Annotated in this window: 15 protein-coding genes; 9 read left to right on the forward strand and 6 right to left on the reverse strand. The window is 67.0% G+C overall.

Features of this window, described 5'->3' with window-relative positions; translation table 11 throughout:
* The first annotated feature begins 64 nt into the window (after window positions 1-64).
* From uvrA to secG, 8 genes are all read left to right on the forward strand, one after another.
* On the forward strand, window positions 65-2,947 hold the full coding sequence (gene uvrA / locus G328_RS0101360; RefSeq protein WP_019617547.1) for an excinuclease ABC subunit UvrA: 2,883 nt from the start codon (window positions 65-67) through the stop codon (window positions 2,945-2,947).
* The gene (uvrC, locus tag G328_RS0101365; RefSeq protein ID WP_019617548.1) at window positions 2,944-4,809 is read left to right on the forward strand and encodes an excinuclease ABC subunit UvrC; all 1,866 of its coding nucleotides are present in this window, start codon (window positions 2,944-2,946) and stop codon (window positions 4,807-4,809) included. Before uvrA ends, uvrC begins: the two co-directional genes overlap by 4 nt.
* Before the next feature lie 54 nt (window positions 4,810-4,863).
* A complete protein-coding gene (rapZ, locus tag G328_RS0101370; protein ID WP_275401661.1) occupies window positions 4,864-5,778 on the forward strand; it encodes an RNase adapter RapZ in 915 nt (304 codons plus the stop codon).
* A gap of 52 nt (window positions 5,779-5,830) precedes the next feature.
* Window positions 5,831-6,811: a DNA-binding protein WhiA gene (whiA, locus tag G328_RS0101375; protein ID WP_019617550.1), complete on the forward strand. Its 981-nt coding sequence runs from the start codon at window positions 5,831-5,833 to the stop codon at window positions 6,809-6,811.
* A gap of 109 nt (window positions 6,812-6,920) precedes the next feature.
* Window positions 6,921-7,925, forward strand: coding sequence for a type I glyceraldehyde-3-phosphate dehydrogenase (gap, locus tag G328_RS0101380; RefSeq protein WP_019617551.1), 1,005 nt, complete (start codon window positions 6,921-6,923; stop codon window positions 7,923-7,925).
* Between the two features lie 31 nt (window positions 7,926-7,956).
* Window positions 7,957-9,168: a phosphoglycerate kinase gene (locus tag G328_RS0101385; RefSeq protein WP_019617552.1), complete on the forward strand. Its 1,212-nt coding sequence runs from the start codon at window positions 7,957-7,959 to the stop codon at window positions 9,166-9,168.
* Complete coding sequence (tpiA, locus tag G328_RS0101390) at window positions 9,162-9,953, forward strand: triose-phosphate isomerase (protein WP_026339570.1); 792 nt, start codon at window positions 9,162-9,164, stop codon at window positions 9,951-9,953. Before G328_RS0101385 ends, tpiA begins: the two co-directional genes overlap by 7 nt.
* A gap of 73 nt (window positions 9,954-10,026) precedes the next feature.
* On the forward strand, window positions 10,027-10,281 hold the full coding sequence (gene secG, locus G328_RS0101395; protein ID WP_019617554.1) for a preprotein translocase subunit SecG: 255 nt from the start codon (window positions 10,027-10,029) through the stop codon (window positions 10,279-10,281).
* A 56-nt stretch (window positions 10,282-10,337) separates the two neighbouring features.
* Here secG and pgl read toward each other — a convergent pair whose 3' ends face one another.
* From pgl to tkt, 6 genes are read right to left on the reverse strand one after another with little or no spacing between them, the layout of a single operon-like run.
* Entirely contained in the window at window positions 10,338-11,099 is a 762-nt protein-coding gene (gene pgl, locus G328_RS13675; RefSeq protein ID WP_019617555.1) for a 6-phosphogluconolactonase, read from the reverse strand.
* On the reverse strand, window positions 11,096-12,049 hold the full coding sequence (locus tag G328_RS0101405; protein ID WP_019617556.1) for a glucose-6-phosphate dehydrogenase assembly protein OpcA: 954 nt from the start codon (window positions 12,047-12,049) through the stop codon (window positions 11,096-11,098). Before G328_RS0101405 ends, pgl begins: the two co-directional genes overlap by 4 nt.
* The gene (gene zwf, locus G328_RS0101410; RefSeq protein WP_110463753.1) at window positions 12,046-13,578 is read right to left on the reverse strand and encodes a glucose-6-phosphate dehydrogenase; all 1,533 of its coding nucleotides are present in this window, start codon (window positions 13,576-13,578) and stop codon (window positions 12,046-12,048) included. The genes G328_RS0101405 and zwf overlap by 4 nt, the downstream gene beginning before the upstream one ends.
* Window positions 13,579-13,587: 9 nt before the next feature.
* Complete coding sequence (locus G328_RS0101415) at window positions 13,588-15,189, reverse strand: hypothetical protein (RefSeq protein ID WP_019617558.1); 1,602 nt, start codon at window positions 15,187-15,189, stop codon at window positions 13,588-13,590.
* 21 nt (window positions 15,190-15,210) lie between these two features.
* Entirely contained in the window at window positions 15,211-16,320 is a 1,110-nt protein-coding gene (gene tal / locus G328_RS0101420; RefSeq protein WP_019617559.1) for a transaldolase, read from the reverse strand.
* Window positions 16,321-16,361: 41 nt separating this feature from the next.
* Window positions 16,362-18,458 (reverse strand): transketolase, encoded by a 2,097-nt coding sequence (gene tkt, locus G328_RS0101425; RefSeq protein WP_019617560.1) that lies wholly within the window; start codon window positions 18,456-18,458, stop codon window positions 16,362-16,364.
* A gap of 170 nt (window positions 18,459-18,628) precedes the next feature.
* Here tkt and G328_RS0101430 point away from each other — a divergent pair, with 170 nt between their 5' ends.
* Window positions 18,629-19,582 (forward strand): heme o synthase, encoded by a 954-nt coding sequence (locus tag G328_RS0101430; protein ID WP_019617561.1) that lies wholly within the window; start codon window positions 18,629-18,631, stop codon window positions 19,580-19,582.
* Window positions 19,583-19,648: the final 66 nt, after the last annotated feature.

Genomic DNA, 19,648 nt, shown 5'->3' on the forward strand with positions numbered 1-19,648 from the left:
TGCTCGGCCTGCGCCGCAAGCGAATTTCGGCGATCGTGTCGCAGGCCCGGCGTACCCTTGACGGGTGCCGAAGACTACCGCGAACACCAGCCAGCTCACCTCGTTGCGTGTGCAGCACGCGAGGGTACACAACCTGAAGAACGTCGACGTCGAGGTTCCCCGCGACAGCCTCGTCGTGTTCACGGGCCTGTCGGGCTCCGGCAAGTCATCGCTCGCATTCGACACCGTCTTTGCCGAGGGGCAGCGCCGCTACGTCGAGTCGCTCTCGTCGTATGCGCGCATGTTCTTGGGGCAGGTCGACCGCCCCGACGTCGATTTCATCGAGGGCCTGAGCCCAGCGGTGTCGATCGACCAGAAGTCGACGAACCGCAACCCCCGGTCGACCGTTGGCACGATCACCGAGATTTACGACTACATGCGCCTGCTCTGGGCGCGCGTCGGAACGCCGCACTGCCCGGAGTGCGGTGAGAAGATTCAGGCATCGACGGTGCAGCAGATCGCCGACACGCTCATGGAGCTCGAGCGCGGCACTCGGTATCAGGTGTTGGCGCCCGTCGTGCAGCAGAAGAAGGGCGAGTTCGTCGACCTGCTGCAGTCGCTCTCGCAGCAGGGTTTCGTTCGTGCTCTCGTCGACGGCGAGCGGGTGCAGTTGTCGAACCCGCCGACGCTGAAGAAGTCGTATAAGCACGATATTTCGGTCATCGTCGACCGCCTCGTCGCGAGCGATGACCTGCTCGGCCGCCTCACCGACTCACTCGAGACCGCGCTGCGGCTCGCGAACGGGCGAGTGCTGATTCAGTACGTTGACGCCGAGGGCGAGGCTGCCGAAGAGTCGTTCTCCGAGAACCTTGCGTGCCCGAACGGGCATCAGCTCGCCCTCACCGAGATCGAGCCCCGTACGTTCTCGTTCAACGCGCCGTTCGGCGCGTGCCCCACGTGCGACGGTCTTGGCATTCGCATGGCGGTCGACGAGGAACTCATGATCGGCGACCCAGAAGCATCGATCGCCGACGGGGCGATCCTGCCGTGGTCGTCGCAGGGTAAGTCGCTCTACCAGTACTACGAGCGGCTGCTCCACGGGGTCGCCGACGAGCTCGGCTTCGACCTGACGACGCCGTGGCGCAAGCTACCGAAGCAGGTGCAGCAGACACTGCTGCGGGGGAAGGACTTCAAGGTTCGGGTCAAGTACCGGAACCGCTTCGGTCGGTCGGTCACCTACTCGTCGGGCTTTGAGGGCGTGATTCCCTACATTGAACGCCAGTTCGCCGAGGCGGACTCCGACGCGAAGCGCGATCGGTGGTCGCAGTTCCTGCGTGAGGTGCCGTGCCCGGCCTGTGATGGCACGCGCCTCCGCCCCGAGGTGCTCGCGGTCACGGTCGCCGGCAAGTCGATCGCTGACGCCACCTTCATGTCGCTCGACGACGCGCTCGAGTTCTTCACGAACATCGACCTCACCGAGCGCGAGGCGAAGGTCGGCGCGCAGGTGTTGCGGGAGCTGCGGTCCCGCCTCGAGTTTCTTACCGAGGTCGGCCTCAGCTACCTCGACTTGGCACGCTCGGCGGGCTCACTTTCGGGCGGGGAGGCGCAGCGTATCCGCCTCGCGACGCAGATCGGCGCGGGGCTCACGGGTGTGCTGTACGTGCTCGACGAACCATCGATCGGGCTGCATCAGCGCGACAACCGTCGACTCATCGAGACGCTCGAGAAGCTTCGCGACCTCGGCAACACGCTCATCGTCGTCGAGCACGACGAGGATACGATTCGCACCGCCGACTGGATCGTCGACATCGGCCCCGGCGCCGGCGAGTTCGGAGGCGAAGTCGTCCACTCGGGCAGCTACGAAGGGCTCATCAAGAATTCGAAGTCGATCACGGGCGACTATCTCGCGGGTCGACGTGAGATCACGACGCCGTCGAAGCGCCGCAAGATCGATAAGAAGCGCAAGCTCACCGTCGTCGGTGCCCGAGAGAACAACCTGAAGAACGTCACGGTCGACTTCCCACTGGGTGTCTTCACGGCGGTGACCGGCATCTCGGGCTCGGGCAAGTCGTCGCTCGTGAACGACGTGCTCGAGAAGGTACTCGCAAACAAGCTGAACGGCGCTCGTCAGGTGCCGGGCAAGCACACGCGAGTCAACGGCATCGACCAGCTCGATAAGGTCGTGCACGTCGACCAGGCGCCCATCGGGCGCACGCCGCGCTCGAACCCGGCTACTTACACGGGCGTGTTCGACCGCATCCGGAACCTGTTCGCCGAGACACCCGAGGCGAAGGCTCGCGGCTACCAGGCGGGACGCTTCTCGTTCAACGTCAAGGGTGGCCGCTGCGAGGCCTGCCACGGTGACGGCACCCTGAAGATCGAGATGAACTTCCTGCCCGACGTCTACGTGCAGTGCGAGACCTGCCACGGCAAGCGGTACAACCGCGAGACGTTGCAGGTGCTCTACAAGGGCAAGAACATCGCCGAGGTACTCGAGATGCCGATCGACGAGGCCGCCGAGTTCTTCGCGCCGATCACGTCGATTCACCGGTACCTCCGCACGCTGGTCGACGTGGGGCTCGGATACGTGCGGCTCGGGCAGGCGGCGACGACGCTCTCGGGTGGCGAGGCGCAGCGGGTGAAGCTCGCGACCGAACTCCAGAAGCGCTCGAACGGCCGCACGGTCTACGTGCTCGACGAGCCGACGACTGGCCTTCACTTCGAAGACGTGCGGAAACTTCTGCTCGTGCTCGAGGGGCTCGTCGAGAAGGGCAACACGGTCATCGTCATCGAGCACAACCTCGACGTGATCAAGAGCGCCGACTGGGTGATCGACATGGGCCCCGAGGGCGGAGCGGGAGGCGGCACGGTCGTCGCCGAGGGCACGCCCGAGGATGTCGCGACCGTGCCCGACAGCGCGACGGGGGAGTTCCTCGCCGAACTGCTCGGCATCGCCAGATCGTCGTGAGCACCTACCTCGACTGGCGACCGAAGCCGGCGGATATCCCGAACGCCCCGGGGGTCTACCGCTGGCTCGATGCTGGCGGGCGAATCCTCTACGTCGGGAAGGCGAAGCGGCTGCGGCAGCGACTCGCGAACTATTTCGCGCCGCTCGAGACGCTGCCGGAGCGGACGCGACGCATGGTCACGACCGCCGCGAGTGTTCGCTGGACGGTCGTGCAGAACGAGATCGAGGCGCTGCAGCTCGAGTACACGCTCATTCAGGAGTACGCGCCGCCGTTCAACGTGCGGCTGAAAGACGACAAGTCGTACCCGTTCATGGCGATCACGCTCGCCGATGAGTCGCCGAGGGTCATGGTGACACGGAACACGAAGCTGCGCGGGGCCCGGTACTTCGGCCCGTATCCGAAGGTGTGGGCGGTCAACGAGGCGATCGACCTCATGATTCGCGTCATGCCGATTCGCACCTGCAATGATTCGAACTATCGCCGGGCCATGCAGTCGGGCAAGCCCTGTTTCGCGGGCCAGATCGGGCGGTGCGGCGGACCCTGCAGCCAGACCGTTTCGATCGAGGAGCACCGAGCTCGCGTCGACGAGTTCGTGCGCATCATGGAGACATACGACCGGGGCATCCTCGACCAGCTCACGAACGAGATGCGGGCGGCTGCCGAAGAGTTTCGGTACGAGGACGCTGCGAGGCTTCGCGACCGCATTTCGGCGTTCGAGGCGGTGCTCTCGAAATCGGCGGTTGTGCTCCCCGACAACGCCGACGCTGACGTCTACGGCATCGCCGAGGACGAGCTCGCGGCCTCGGTGCAGCTGTTTTCCGTGCGCCGCGGCCGAATCCGCGGCGTGCGCGGTTGGGTGCTCGACAAGGAGCTCGACGTCGACACGGGCACGCTCGTGCAGCAGGTGTTGCAGGACGTCTACGGGGCGCAGGAGCAGGTGCCGGCGCGCGAGGTCATCGTGCCGACGCTGCCCGACGACCACCAGGCACTCGCCGAGGTGCTCGCGAAGATTCGCGGCGCGAAGGTCGCCCTGCGCACGGCCCAGCGCGGCGTCAAAGCCGAGCTGCTGAAGACCGCGCAGGTGAACGCACTCGAAGCCCTCAAACAGTACAAGCTCAAGCGCACGGCCGATTTCGTGGCCCGCACCGATGCGCTGAACGACCTGCGTGAATCCCTCGGGATGGCCGAAGCACCCCTGCGCATCGAGTGCTACGACGTCTCGCATCTGCAGGGCACGGGCGTCGTCGCCTCGATGGTCGTGTTCGAAGACGGGCTCCCGAAGAAGCGCGACTATCGGCGCTTCAACATCGCGAACACGACCGACGACACCGATTCGATCTACCAGGTGCTCACGCGCAGGCTCGCACACCTCGACGAGGCAGAATCGCGGCAGGAGGGCGACAAGTTCGCCTACCGGCCACAGCTGCTGCTCATCGATGGCGGCCAGCCACAGGTGGCCGCCGCGAAGCGGGCCCTCGACGAAGCTGGCGTCGGCGAGATCGCGATCGTGGGCATCGCGAAACGGCTCGAGGAGCTCTGGCTTCCCGACGACGATTTCCCCGTGATCCTGCCACGCTCGTCCGAAGCACTGTTCCTCGTGCAGCGGCTCCGTGACGAGGCGCATCGATTCGCGATCACGGCGCAGCGAAAATCGCGGGGGAAGGACATCCGGTCGCAGCTCGCCGATGTTCCGGGGCTCGGGCCGGCGCGCATCCGCGAGCTCCTGCGACACTTCGGCTCGGTGAAGCGGCTGCGGGAGGCGAGCGAATCCGAGCTCTGCGAGGTGAAGGGCATTGGGGCCGCGACGGCCGAGGCGATTCGAGCCGCGCTTTCGCCGAGAAACTCAGGCGAGACTCGGTAGGCTGGCTCCGAACGGCGGCGCCGTGACAACCTTCCCCGGCGTGAGGAGCACAGCGTGACTTTTGGCGGAAATGACCCGACCGTGCCGGCCCAGGTGGGCGGCGAGGAACGGCAAGAAATTACCATCGTGACCGGTATGTCCGGCGCGGGCCGTTCCACTGCGCTCAAAGGGTTCGAGGATCTCGGCTGGTTCGTCGTCGACAACCTGCCGCCGCAGATGATTCGGCCCCTGGTCGAGGTCGCAGCCAAGGCGCGCGACTCACTGCCGAAGCTCACGGTCGCGGTCGATATTCGCGGGGGCAAGCTGCTTGAGCAGTTCGACTCGTTCGTCAACGAACTGCGGAAGACCCACGAGGTCTACGTGCTGTTCCTCGACGCGACAAACGACACGCTCGTGCGGCGCTACGAGTCGTCGCGACGGCCGCACCCGATGCAGGAAGACGGCGACACGATTCTCGACGCCCTCGAGCGCGAACGCGTGCGCCTGCGCGAGATCCGCAGCATGGCCGACATCATCATCGATACCTCCGAACTCAACGTGCACGAGCTCGCGCGGCGCATTTCGGAGCGGTTCGGCGCGCCCGACCAGGACCGCATCCGTCTGACCGTCATGAGCTTCGGCTTCAAGTACGGGCTCCCGGTCGACGCCGACCTCGTACTCGACATGCGATTTCTGCCAAACCCATTCTGGAATCCGGAGTTGCGCCCGTACAACGGCCGTGACAAGCGGGTTTCGGAGTACGTGCTCGCACAGCCGGGTGCGCGCGAGTTCGCCGACAACTTCCTCGCCATGATCGAGCCCGTGCTTTCGGGGTATTCCCGAGAGAACAAGCGGCACGCACTCATCGCGGTGGGATGTACCGGCGGCAAGCATCGGTCGGTCGCGATGACGGAGTATCTCGCGAACCAACTGCGGGGTCGCGACGACGTGGCGATCTCGGTGAAGCACCGCGATCTCGGGCGGGAGTAGCGCGGGGGTACGATTGCCCTCGTTCATTTTTCGCCGCAGGAAGGATTCGACCGTGTCGCTCACCGACAAAGTGAAGCGGGAGCTCAATGGAGTCAACCCGGGATCGAATCTCGCGAGGGCCGCGCAGATCTCGAGCATCTTTCGCTTTTCGGGCGCGCTGCAGATGATCTCGGGACGCTACGTGATCGAGGCCGAGCTCGACTCGGAGCCGCTCGCGATGCGTCTCGCGCACGAGCTCTCGGCGATTTACGGTGCCCGCCCACGCATCTCTCGCAGCGCTGGCGGCGTCGCGGGGGAGCCGCACACGTACCTCGTGCGGGTGCTCGACCAGGGCGAGACGCTCGCGCGACAGACCGGGCTCATGGATGCGCGGGGCCGCATCGTGCGCGGGCTCCCGAACCGGCTGACGCTCGGCACTGCCGACGTGCTCGCCGCCATTTGGCGCGGTGCGTTCATTGCCGCCGGCACGCTCACCGATCCGGGTCGCTCGGCATCCCTCGACATCGTGTGCTCAAACCGTGAGACGGCGATGGCGCTCGTCGGGGCCGCGGGGCGGCTTGGGATCTCTGCGAAGCAGCGCGAGGTACGCGGCGTGAACCGCGTCGTGCTGCGTGAGGCCGAGGCGATCAACCAAACGCTGTCGGTCATGGGGGCAAAACAGGTGCTTGCCGAGTGGGAGGCGCTGCGCCAACGCCGCGAGACCCGAGCGACCGCGAACCGGCTCGTGAACTTCGACGACGCGAACCTCCGCCGCTCAGCGCAGGCGGCCGTCGCCGCGTGTGCGCGAGTCGAGCGCGCCTTTGAGATTCTCGGAGATGCCGTGCCCGACCATCTGCGTCAGGCGGGCGAGCTTCGCCTTGCCTACCGCGAGGCATCGCTCGACGAACTCGGCCAGCGGGCCGACCCACCGATGACCAAGGATGCGGTGGCCGGGCGGGTGCGTCGCCTGCTCGCGCTCGCCGACCGCGAGGCTTCGCTGCGAGGGATTGACAACACCTCGGCGAGCGTTCCCGAGGGCGACCTGCTCGAATAGGCGCCCGTGCGAGGTTTCTGTGAGAGACGATCACGGAAACTGGGTAGCGTTGTTCCAGTGGGGTTCTGAATTCCCCACGCTTTATTGCGCACCTATTGAAGGAGCAAATGTGACCAAGATCGCCATTAACGGGTTCGGCCGGATCGGCCGCAGCTACGCCCGAGCTCTGCTCGACGGCAGCCACCCGAATCTTGAGCTTGTCGCCATTAACGACCTCACCGACAACGCGACCCTCGCGCACCTGCTGAAGTACGACTCGACCTCGGGCGTGCTGAAGACCGAGGTGTCGCACGATGAGGACAGCATCGTCATCGGCGGCCACCACGTGCACGCCCTTGCCGAGGCCGACCCCTCGCGGTTGCCCTGGGCCGACCTCGGAGTCGAACTCGTGCTTGAGTGCACGGGCCGCTTCAACGACCCCGCGAAGGCGCAGGCACACCTCGACGCGGGTGCGAAGAAGGTACTGCTTTCGGCACCCGCGAAGGGCGACGCCCCGACGTTCGTGTTCGGCGTGAACCACACCGACTACAACCCCGAGACCGACCACATCATCTCGAACGCGTCGTGCACCACCAACTGCCTGGCGCCGCTCGCGAAGGTGCTGCAGGACAGCTTCGGCATCGAGTCGGGGCTCATGACGACCGTGCACGCGTACACGGCCGATCAGCGCCTCCAGGATGCGCCGCACAGCGACCTTCGCCGTGCCCGCGCCGCCGCGCTCAACATCATCCCGACCTCGACGGGTGCGGCGAAGGCAATCGGTCTCGTGCTGCCGGAGCTCAAGGGCAAGCTTGACGGCTACGCGCTGCGTGTTCCGGTCGAGACCGGCTCGATCACCGACCTCACCGTGAAGCTCTCGCGAGAGGCGACCGTCGACGAGATCAACGCCGCGTACAAGGCCGCGGCCGAAGGTCCGTTCAAGGGCATCCTGAAGTACAACGAGGAGCCGATCGTGTCGCGCGACATCGTCGGCGAGAACCACTCCTCGATCTACGACGCGCCGCTCACCAAGGTGATCGGTGACCTCGTGAAGGTGTCGAGCTGGTACGACAACGAGTGGGGTTACACCGAGCGTCTTATGGACTTCTCGGCCTACGTTGCCGAGCAGCTCTAACCGTTCACGACCACCATCGAGGGAGACCACTATGCCTCTGCGCACGCTCGAAACGCTCGGCGATCTCGCCGGGAAGCGGGTACTCGTCCGCTGCGACCTCAATGTGCCGCTCAAGGACGGTGAGATTACCGATGATGGCCGGGTCCGCGCTTCGCTGCCGACCCTGCGTCGGCTCATCGAGGCCGGTGCGAAGGTCATCGTCATCTCGCACCTCGGCCGCCCGAAGGGCGAGCCGAACCCCGAGTATTCGCTTGAGCCCGCTGCCAAGCGGCTCGGTCGACTACTCGACCAAGACGTGCAGCTCGCGCCCGACACCGTTGGGGAGGGTGCTCGCGCGCTGGTCGAGGGGCTCGAGGACGGTCAGGTGATCGTGCTCGAGAACCTGCGCTTCAACGCGGGCGAGACGAGTAAGGACGACGGTGAACGTCGTGCCTTCGCCGAGGAACTCGCGAAGTTTGGTGACGCGTTCGTCTCCGACGGATTCGGCGTCGTGCACCGCAAGCAGGCTTCGGTCTACGAACTCGCCGAGCTGCTGCCGTCGGCGGCGGGCACGCTCGTCGCCAACGAGGTCGAGCAGCTCGGTCGTGTTGTGAACGACCCCGCGAAGCCGTTCACGGTCGTCCTCGGCGGTTCGAAGGTCTCCGACAAGCTCGGCGTCATCGAAAACCTGCTGCCGCGGGTCGACCGGCTCGTGATCGGTGGCGGCATGCTATTCACCTTCCTTGCGGCGCAGGGACACTCGGTCGGCAAGTCGCTGCTCGAGGCTGACCAGCTCGAGACCGTTCGCGGCTACCTCGCCGAGGCGCGCGAGCGCGGCGTTGAACTGCTGCTCCCGACCGACATCGTTGTGGCAGAGAAGTTCGCGGCCGATGCCGCCCACGAGGTGGTTCCCGCCGACGCGATCGAGTTGTCGTCGTTCGGTGCGGAGGGCCTCGGGGTCGACATCGGCCCGGACTCGGCCAAGGCGTACGCCGAGGCCATCCGCACCTCGAGCACGGTGTTCTGGAACGGCCCCATGGGCGTGTTCGAGTTCCCGGCATTCGCCGACGGCACGCAGCAGGTCGCCCAGGCGCTCACCGAGGTCGACGGGCTCTCGGTCGTCGGCGGCGGCGACTCGGCGGCGGCCATCCGCACGCTCGGCTTCGCTGACGACGAGTTCGGCCACGTGTCGACCGGCGGCGGCGCGAGCCTGGAACTCATCGAAGGGAAGCGACTTCCCGGTCTGGAGGTACTCGGATGGTAACGACGCGCACGCCCCTCATGGCGGGCAACTGGAAGATGAACATGACGCATCTCCAGGCGATCGCATTCGTACAGAAGCTCGCGTGGACGCTGAAGGACGCCGACCACGACTACGACCAGGTCGAGGTCGCCGTGTTCCCGCCGTTCACCGACCTGCGCAGCGTGCAGACGCTCGTCGAGTCCGACAAGCTGCAGCTCGCGTACGGTGGCCAGGACCTCTCAAAGCACGACTCGGGCGCTTACACGGGGGATATCTCCGGCGAGTTTCTCGCGGCGCTTGGCGCGAAGTACGTGCTCGTCGGGCACTCGGAACGGCGCACCATTCACGGTGAAGATGATGACGAGTGCCGCGCGAAGGTGCAGGCCGCGTTGAAGCACGGGCTCCTCCCCGTGCTCTGTGTTGGCGAGACCCTCGAGCAGCGTGAGGCGACCGACACGCCGTGGGACGTCGCCACGACCCAGCTCGCGGCCGCACTCACCGACCTTCCGGAGTCGGCCGAGATCGTGGTTGCCTACGAACCCGTGTGGGCGATCGGTACCGGCAAGGTGGCGACCGCCGAGCAGGCCCAGGAGGTGTGCGGCGCGATCCGTGGCGCACTTCGTGAACTGATCGGGGAGGAGCGGGCCGCGGCCACGCGCATCCTGTACGGCGGTTCGGTGAAGCCCGACAACGTCGTAAGCATCATGCGCGAGCCCGACATCGACGGTGCGCTCGTGGGTGGCGCGAGCCTGAAGATCGACGATTTTTCGTCGATTGTTCGATACCGCAGCCACGTCGGCGCCTAGCAGCAACGTGTCGCCTATACTCGGACGAGGCCCATTTTGGGCCCGTCCGAGTATTGGTTTTTGAGAGGACTTCGTGGATACTCTGCTCGTCATCCTGCAGGTGGTGCTCGCGGTCACGAGTGTGCTGCTGATCCTGTTCATCCTGTTGCACCGCGGCAAGGGCGGCGGCCTGAGCGACATGTTCGGCGGCGGCGTGACCTCGAGCGCGCAGTCATCCGGCGTGGCCGAGAAGAACCTCAACCGGCTCACCGTGTGGACCATGGTGATCTGGGGGCTCGCGATTATCGTCATCGGAATTCTCACGAAGTTCGCGACGCCGGTCGCGTAGCCGGAAAACGAGGGCGCGGCCGCGGGGCATCCCCGCAGCCGCGTCCTCGTTTCCGCCTAGTTCGACGTACCGAGCGCAGCCGAGTCGGCGTACACGCGCACCTCGCGCACCGCCCGGATACGCCCGAGCGGCGACTCCTGCGGCGTCGCGGTACCTGAACGAGCGAGCGTGAGGGCCTGCGCCTTCGACTCGCCGGTCGCAAACAGCCAGGCTCGCTGTGCCGCGTCGAGCGCGCGGTACGTGAGCGTGAGGCGGCGCGGCGGCGGCTTGGGGGAGTCCTCGACTGCGACGACGAGTGCGTTCGACTCGGCGGGCAGCTGCCCGGGAAACAGCGACGCGGTGTGGCCGTCGGGCCCCATGCCGAGGAGGGCGAGGTCGAGGCTCGGCACCCCGTCAGTGCCCTGCGGTGACGCGTGGCGTACGAAGCGCTGTTCGTAGTCGGCGGCCGCCGCCTCGATCTCGAGCCCAAGGTCGTCGGAGCCGGCAATGTGGAGTCGGCTCGCGTCGAAGCCGTCAGCGGCGCGCATGGCGGCGACGACGGGCGTGGCGTTCCGGTCGGCGCCTCCGCGCGGAACGAAGCGCTCATCGACAAACCACACGTGGAGCCGCGACCAGTCGAGGCCCGCGGCATTGCCAGCGGTCACGATAGCCGGGACGACACGATCGGCGACCGAGCCACCGGAGACGCCGAGGTGCGCGACGCCAGCCGCGTCGATGCGCTCACCGAGCACGGCGACGGCATCAGAAGCGAGGCGCTCGGCAAGCGCCTCCGGCAACTCCAGCGCGATGATCTCAGCATCGGCGAGTGCGACGGTCATCGTTCCCGCTCCGTAAGCTCGGGGTTCGCCCGGGCGATCTCGGGCACGCCCTCGTTCAGCACGGTCGCGTAGACGGGATCGACCGCGAGGGAGCGGAGCTCCTCACTGAGCACCGAGTAGCGGTTGCGAATTGTGAGGGGCACGATCTGGTCGGGCTGATCGGGCTGGCTGAGGATCGCGGTGTCGGCGGCCGTGCGCTCGAGCTCGATAACCCCGTCTGCCCGGTGCAGCCGCACGGAGCGAAGGTTCCCCGCGATGTCGTCATCGGAGTGACGGAGCGCCACGTCGACACCGAGGTAGTGCCCGAGCCAGCCGGCCATGAGCAGTGTGCTCGTCGTGAGATTCCGGTACGTCACCTCGGCGCGCGTGATCGGATCGTACGGCGGTTGGTCGAGCACCGAGGCGAGCTGGGCGCGCCACCGGGTGATGCGAGCCCAGGCGAGGTTGGTGTCACCGTCCTCGTAGCCGTCCGACAGCGCGGCCAGCGTCGCGAAGGGCTGATCGACGTCGAAGCTGTCGACGATCCGAAGCTGCGCGAGCGCACCGAGCGGGTTCTGCGCGGGGTCGGTCTCACTGCAGTCTGGCCACCACGTGACGACCGGAGCGTCGGGTAGCAGCAGCGGCTGCACGAGTGAGGCGGGGTCCTCCGCGGTGCCGCCGCTCGCGTGGAGCACGACGACGTCGCTCGCGCCCGCATCCGAACCCACACGAATCTCGGCGTCGAGACGAGACCCCTCGCCGCCCGGATACGTGTGCACCACGATGACGCGCATGGGGTGTTCGCCCGATGCCTCGTTCGTCGCGCGAATGGCGTCTTCGTTCACGTCGTGCGCGTTCACCACGACGAGCGTGAGCACGCGACCGAGCGCGATCGCGCCACCCTCCTCGCGCAGCTGGACAAGCTGGCGGGCGATTTCTGACGAGTTCGTATCGTCGAGTGTGCGGATCACGGGCGCCTCCAGGTTCTGCCGTCGCGAGCGAGAAGTTCGACCGCGGATGCTGGACCCCACGAACCCGGCGCGTACGGCTCCGGTGCAGGCAGGGTCGACCAGTACTCCTCGACCGGGTCGAGGATCTTCCAGGACAGCTCAACCTCTTCCTGCCGCGGGAACAGCGGCGGGTCGCCGAGGAGCACGTCGAGAATGAGTCGCTCGTACGCTTCGGGGCTCGACTCCGTGAAGGCATGGCCGTAGCCCATGTCCATGGTCACGTCGCGCACGCGCAGGCCGGGCCCCGGAACCTTCGATCCGAACCGCATCGTGACGCCCTCGTCGGGCTGGACCCGAATGACGAGTGCGTTCGGGCCGAGGGAGACCCGGTCGGCGGGGGAGAAGAGGTAGTCGGGCGCCTGCTTGAAGGTGACGGCGATCTCGGTCACCCGTCGCCCGAGGCGCTTGCCGGTGCGGAGATAGAACGGCACCCCGAGCCACCGCCGAGTATGGATCTCGAGGCGCATCGCCGCGAAGGTCTCTGTCGTCGATTCGGGGTTCATCCCCTCCTCTTCGAGGAATCCCGGCACGTACACGCCGCCCTGCCAGCCCGCCGAATACTGCCCGCGGGCCGTCGTGGCGGCGAGGTCGTCGCCGAGGTGCACGGCCGAGAGCACCTTCTCTTTCTCGGCACGGAGGTGTTCCGCGGCGAAGCTCAGTGGCTCCTCCATTGCGGTGAGCGCGAGGAGCTGCAGCAGGTGGTTCTGGATGACGTCGCGGGCCGCGCCCACGCCGTCGTAGTACCCGGCTCGTCCCGCGACGCCGATGTCCTCTGCCATCGTGATCTGCACGTGGTCGACCCAGTTCGCGTTCCAGAGTGGCTCGAACATCGTGTTCGCGAAGCGAAGCGCGAGCATGTTCTGCACGGTCTCTTTGCCGAGGTAGTGGTCGATGCGGAAAATCGAGTCGCTCGGGAACACACCCTCGACGATGCCGTTGAGTTCCCGTGCTGACTCGAGGTCGTGGCCGAACGGCTTCTCGATAATGACGCGACGCCACGAGCCCTTCGGCGCCTCGGTGAGGCCGGAGGCGCGAAGCTGCCCGGTCACCTCGGCGAACGAGCGCGGCGGAATCGACAGGTAGAACGCGTAGTTACCGCGAGTGCCACGCTCGAGGTCGAGCCGTGCGAGCGTGTCGCGCAGTCGCGTGAACGCCGCGTCGTCGTCGAAGTCGCCCGAGACGAAGCGGATGCCCTTCGAGAGCTGCAGCCAGACCTCCTCGTTCCACTCGGTGCGCGCGTGGGCCTCGGCGCTCTCGCGCACGAAGTTCCGGAACTCGTCGTCGCTCCACTCGCGTCGACCGAAGCCGACGATGCCGAACGACGGCGACAGGAGACCGCGATTCGCGAGGTCATAGACCGCCGGCAACAGCTTCTTGCGGCTGAGGTCACCGGTGACACCGAAGAACACGAGGTTGCTCGGGCCCGAAATGCGATCGAGGCGCCGCTCGCCAGCCGGGCGAAGCGGATTGGTGCTCGGTGGGGTGGACAGGGGCACGATCTAGATTTCTCCGAGGAGTCGCACGAGCTGCTGCACGCCCCCGGTCTCGTCCGTGAGGTTGAGCTGGAGCACGGGCATCCCGTGGTCGGCGAGCACCGAGGCGTCGCCGGCCGCCTGGGCGTGGATGAGCCCGCCGTACGAGAAGGGGCGGTCGGGAATTGCGATCTCGGCCTTCGAATCGGTGGTGATCTGCAGGAACACGCCGACGCGGGGGCCGCCCTTGTGGAACTGCCCCGTCGAGTGGAGGAAGCGGGGACCCCAGCCGAAGGTCACGGGGCGGCGGGCGCGGTGCGCCACGGCGTCGCGGATCTGCGTGAGTTCGCCAAGCCCGAGGCGGTTTGCGTAGGCCTGAATCGCGACGTAGCCACCCTCGGGAAGCTGAGCAAGCAGCGACTCGATGGCGCCGAGCACGGTCGACTGGTTTGCGGTGACCGCGTCGCTGCCGCGCACCTCGATGTCGCCCTCCGTGAACGCGGGCGCCGTCGGTGCCGGCGTCTCGTCGAGCAGCGCACGCGCAGCGACCTTGGCCGACTCGACGTCGGGCTGGTCGTACGGGTTGATGCCGAGGAGCTGCCCCGCGACCGCCACGGCGACCTCCCACAGCAGCATCTGCTCGGGGAGCGAGCCCGAGACGTTGATCTCGTCGCCGAGCGCCGGTTCTGCCGCCGCATCCGCGACGAGTCGCACGACCTGAAGGTCAGGAATGGGAAGTCCGACCTCGGGCGCGTCCTGGCCGAGCACGACCGGGAGCAGGCCCTTGCCCTCCTTGCCCGTCGATTCGGCGATGAGCTGCTCGGCCCAGTCACCGAACCCAACGATGTCGGTGCCCTGCTCGACGACGCCGACATAGGTCTTCACCGGGTCACCGCCGGCGAGGGCGGCGCCAAGCACGAGGCCTGGGTTCTGCGGCGAGTCGGCTTCGAGGTCATCGACGACCGACGCGACCGGGGCGAGGAACGCACCGAGGTCGAGCCCGGCGAGCCCGGCCGGCACGAGGCCGAACGCGGTCATCGCCGAGAAACGACCGCCGACACTCGGGTCGGCGAGGAATACCCGGAAGCCTGCCGCCCTCGAGGCCTGCTCAAGCGGCGATCCCGGGTCGGTGACGATGAAGATCCGCTCGGTCGGGTCGATGCCCGCCTCGGTGAACGCGGCGACGAAGCTTCGTCGCTGCGAGTCGGTTTCGAGCGTCGAGCCCGACTTCGACGAGACGACGACCGCGGTTCGCTCGAGGTCGGTCTGCACCGACTCGGCGACCTGTCCGGGATCGGTCGAGTCGAGCACGACGAGCGGCAGGCCGGCGGTGCGGGTCATCACCTCGGGCGCGAGCGAGGAGCCGCCCATGCCGCACAGCACGATGCGGTCGACGCCCTTCGCCGCGAGGTCTGAGCGCAGCTGCGCGACCTCGTCGACCAGGGGAGCCGAGACCTGCGCGGCCTCGACCCAGCCGAGCCGCTTCGACGACTCATCCTCGGCGGCGGTACCCCAGAGCGTGTGATCCTTCGCGAACAATCGGCTCGCGAACTTCTCGCTCACGAGGCGATCGAGATGGCGTTGCACTGCCTCGGTGGCGGCGCCGGAGGTGGAAACCTTGATCGACATGGTGCGCTCCTTTGCGTCGGGTTACTTGTGCTGCGCGAGCTGGTCGGTGACGGTCTGCTGGAGTTCCGACCAGGCGACCTTGAACTTGTCGACGCCCTCGACCTCGAGCAGCTCGACGACCTCGGTGTACGAGACGCCGAGGGCATCGAGCTCATCGAGCAGGATGTTCGCGTCGTGGTAGCCGTCGGTGACGGTGTTGCCGGTGATCTCGCCGTGGTCGGCGACCGCGTTCAGGGTGCCCTCGGGCATCGTGTTCACGGTCTGCGGAGCGACGAGCTCGGTGACATAGAGGGTGTCGGGCAGCGAGGGATCCTTGACGCCGGTCGACGCCCAGAGCGGGCGCTGCAGGTGGGCGCCCTCAGACAGCAGCAGCTTGGCACGCTCCGAGGCGAACGATTCCTCGAACACCTGGTAGGCGAGTCGCGCGTTCGCGACGCCGGCCTTGCCCTTGAGGGCGGTTGCTTCATCGGTGCCGAGGGCATCGAGGCGCTTGTCGATTTCGACGTCGACGCGGCTCACGAAGAACGAGGCGACCGAGCGGATGCCCGAAAGGTCGTGGCCACGCTCGCGGGCCTGCTCGAGGCCGGTGAGGTACGCGTTGATGACCTCGCGGTAGCGGGGCAGCGAGAAGATGAGCGTCACGTTCACCGAGATGCCGCTCGCGATGGCCTCCGTGATTGCGGGCAGGCCCTCCTTGGTCGCGGGAATCTTGATCATGACGTTGCGGCGGTCGACGAGCTCCCAGAGCTGCTTCGCTTCGGCGATCGTTCCGTCGGTGTCGTTCGCGAGCAGCGGCGAGACCTCGATCGAGACACGGCCGTCTTCGCCGTTCGTGGCGTCGGCGAGCGGCGCGAACAGGTCGCAGGCGCTGCGCACGTCGGTCGTCGTGATGACGGTGATCGCCTCGTCGGTCGTCGCCGAGCCGGCGGCCAGCTCGCGCACCTGTGGCTCATAGGCGGCGCCGTTCTTCAGCGCGGCGGCGAAGATCGATGGGTTCGTGGTGACGCCGACGACGTTGCGGTCGTCGATGAGGCCCTGGAGCGAGCCCGAGTCGAGCCGCTCGCGGGAGAGGTCGTCGAGCCAGATGCTGACGCCCTCGTCGGAAAGCTGTTGCGTATTTGTGTTCGACATGGGAAATCCCTTCAAAAGTTTGTGTACGCGCAGTTGGCCGGCTACTCGGCCGAGAGCGAGGCACGGGCCGCCTCGACAACTGCCTCAGTGGTGATGCCGTAGCGGCGGAGCATCTCGTCGCCGTCGGCGGAGGCGCCGAAGATTTCGACCGAAACCGAGCGACCGCGGGTGCCCAGGAACGGCGCCCAGGTGAGCGCGAGGCCGGCTTCGACGCTGACGCGCGCCGTCACTGCAGCCGGAAGCACCGACTCGCGGTAGTCGTCAGGCTGCGCCGTGAACCACTCCTGTGACGGCATCGCGACGACACGGGTCGCCGTGCCCTCAGACTCGAGTACGTCGCGGGCCGCAAGGGCGAGCTGTACCTCGGAGCCGGTGGCAATCAGGATTACCTCGGGCGCGCCGGAACGCGCTTCGGCGAGCACGTAGCCGCCCTTCGTCACGTTCGCGGCCGACGCGAGGACATCGCCCGACGCCGCACCATCGCCACGCTCGAGTGCGGGCAGGTCTTGACGCGAGAGCACGAGTCCGACGGGGCCGCCTCGGTGCGACAGCGTCGCGAGCCAGGCCTGCGCCGTCTCGGCGGCGTCGCTCGGGCGAACGACCGTCAGGTTCGGGATCGCTCGCAGCGACGTGAGCGACTCGACGGGCTGGTGCGTCGGTCCGTCGCCGCCAAGCGCGATCGAGTCGTGGGTCCACACGTAGATCGACGGGATGTCCATGAGCGCCGCGAGGCGCACGGCCGGCCGCATGTAGTCGCTGAACATGAGGAACGTGCCGCCGAAGGCGCGCGTCGGCCCGTGGAGCACGATGCCGTTCAGAATCGCCGCCATTGCGTGCTCGCGAATGCCGAAGTGGAGAACCCGGCCGTACGGCTGCGCAGTCCAGGTGCTCGTCGAGTGCTCGGCGGGCGCGAACGAGTCGGTCTTTTCGATCGTCGTGTTGTTTGAGCCGGCGAGGTCGGCCGAGCCGCCCCACAGCTCGGGGAGGAGCGGTGCGAGGGCGTTGATCGTCTTGCCCGACGCCTTGCGGGTCGACATCTTCGCGGCGTCGGCGAAGTCGGGAAGCGCATCCTCGATGCCCTCGGGGAGCTCACCCGCGAGGAGTCGGTCGAGCAGCGCCTTGCGCTCGGGCTCACGCTCGGCCCAGGCGTCGAAGTCCTGCTGCCACTGCGCACGAACCTCGCGCATCCGGTCGCCAAGCTCGCGGGTGTGTGCGAGCACATCATCTTCGACCTGGAACGTCGCGTCGGGGTCGAAGCCGAGCAGTTCCTTTGTCGCACGAATCTCGTCGGCGCCGAGCGCCGAGCCGTGCGAGGCACCGGTGTTCTGCGCGCTCGGGGCCGGGAAGGCGATGTGGTTCTTCAGGATGATCAGGGTCGGTCGGTCGAGCTCGCCCTGCGCGGTCGAGATCGCCTCGGCGAGGTCGGGCACATCTTCGGTCACCTTGCCGTCGGCACCGAGCCAGTTCACCTCGAGCACCTGCCAGCCGTACGACTCGTAGCGCTCGGCGACGTCTTCGGTGAAGGCGATGTCGGTGTCGTCTTCGATCGAGATCTGGTTCGCGTCATAGATGACGATGAGGCGACCGAGCTGCTGGTGGCCCGCGAGCGAGGAGGCCTCGCTCGTCACACCTTCCTGCAGATCGCCATCGCCAGCGATGACGTACGTGAAGTGGTCGAAGGGGCTCGTGCCGGCCTCGGCCTCGGGATCGAACAGGCCGCGCTCGTACCGCTGGGCGTAGGCGAAGCCGACTGCGGTGGCAAGCCCCTGGCCGAGCGGGCCGGTCGTCATCTCGACGTGCTTGAGATGGCCGTACTCGGGGTGGCCCGCGAGCGGGGAGCCCCACTGGCGAAGGTGACGGAAATCGTCGAGTTCGACACCGAAGCCGCCGAGGAACAGCTGCGTGTACTGCGTGAGGCCGGCGTGGCCGTTCGACAGGATGAAGCGATCGCGGCCGAGCCAGTCTGCGTCGGCGGGGTCGTGCCGCATGACGTGCTGATAGAGGAGCGTGGCCAGCGGTGCGAGACTCATCGGCGTGCCGGGATGGCCACCTCCAGCGTTCTCCACAGCATCTGCGGCGAGGAGACGGGCGGTGTCTGCGGCCCGCTGGTCGAGGTCGGTCCACGTAAAGTTGGTCACAGGTGTCCTCCTACAAAAGGGTGAGGTCGAGTCGCTCCTGTGGCGACCAATTCAGCCTAGTCCGAACGGGTGTGCGCGAGCCCAGTGGGCCTTCTCGGCGCGCGGTAGATTCCGGGTAGACTTGGAGGGAGAGGCGAGTAAAGGGCAGGTATTCTGTGACGATCGATCGATTGGCCGGCGCGTCAAACGCCGTAACATCCGCGTCAACGCGCGTTGGCGCGTCTGAGTCGATCGGCGTCAAACGCAAGTTGAAGGCCTACGTCGCCCTCACGAAACCGCGCATCATTGAGCTCCTGCTCATCACGACCCTGCCGACGATGCTGCTCGCGGCTCGCGGGTTCCCGTCTGTCTGGCTCATGCTCGGGGTGCTCGTTGGCGGCGCTCTCTCGGCGGGGAGCGCGAACGCGTTCAACTGCTACCTCGACCGCGACATTGATCGTGTGATGAAGCGCACCGAAAAGCGCCCGCTCGTGACCGGCGAGCTCTCCGACCGCGAGGCGCTCGTGTTCGCGTGGGCGCTCGGCGTGATCTCGACGGCCGTGCTGTGGCTCGTCGCGAACCCGCTCACGGCCGGCTTGTCGGTCGGGGCGATTCTGCTCTACGTCGTGCTGTACACGATGCTGCTGAAGCGCCGCACCGATCAGAACATCGTGTGGGGCGGTGTCGCCGGGTGTATGCCGGTGCTCATCGGCTGGGCGTCGGTGACCAACTCCCTGTCGTGGGAAGCGCTCGTACTCTTCCTCATCATCTTCCTCTGGACTCCCGCCCACTACTGGCCGCTGTCGGTGAAGTACCGCGACGACTACGACCGCGCCGACGTGCCCATGTTGTCGGTAACTGAGGGCGAGGGCTCCGTCGCACTGCAGTCGGTCATCTACGCGTGGGCGACCGTCATTGGCAGCTTGGTACTCATTCCCCTCGCGCCGATGGGTTGGGTCTACACCGTCGCTGCGCTCGGCGCTGGCGCCTGGTTCGTCATCGAGGCGCACCTGCTCTACGCCAACGTCGTGCGGGCAACCGGCGCCTCGAACCCGATGCGGGTGTTCCACCTGTCGATTCTCTACCTCACGATCGTGTTCATCGCGGTCGGCGTTGACCCCCTCGTCTTCCTGCCGATCGGGTAACTTCTCGAGGCCTTGGCGCCAGAGAAAACGCGGCCGCCCTCCCAAGCACGGGAGGGCGGCCGCGTT

Origin of the sequence: [Zimmermannella] faecalis ATCC 13722, assembly GCF_000381765.1 — a bacterium.
Taxonomy (GTDB): domain Bacteria; phylum Actinomycetota; class Actinomycetes; order Actinomycetales; family Microbacteriaceae; genus Gulosibacter; species Gulosibacter faecalis.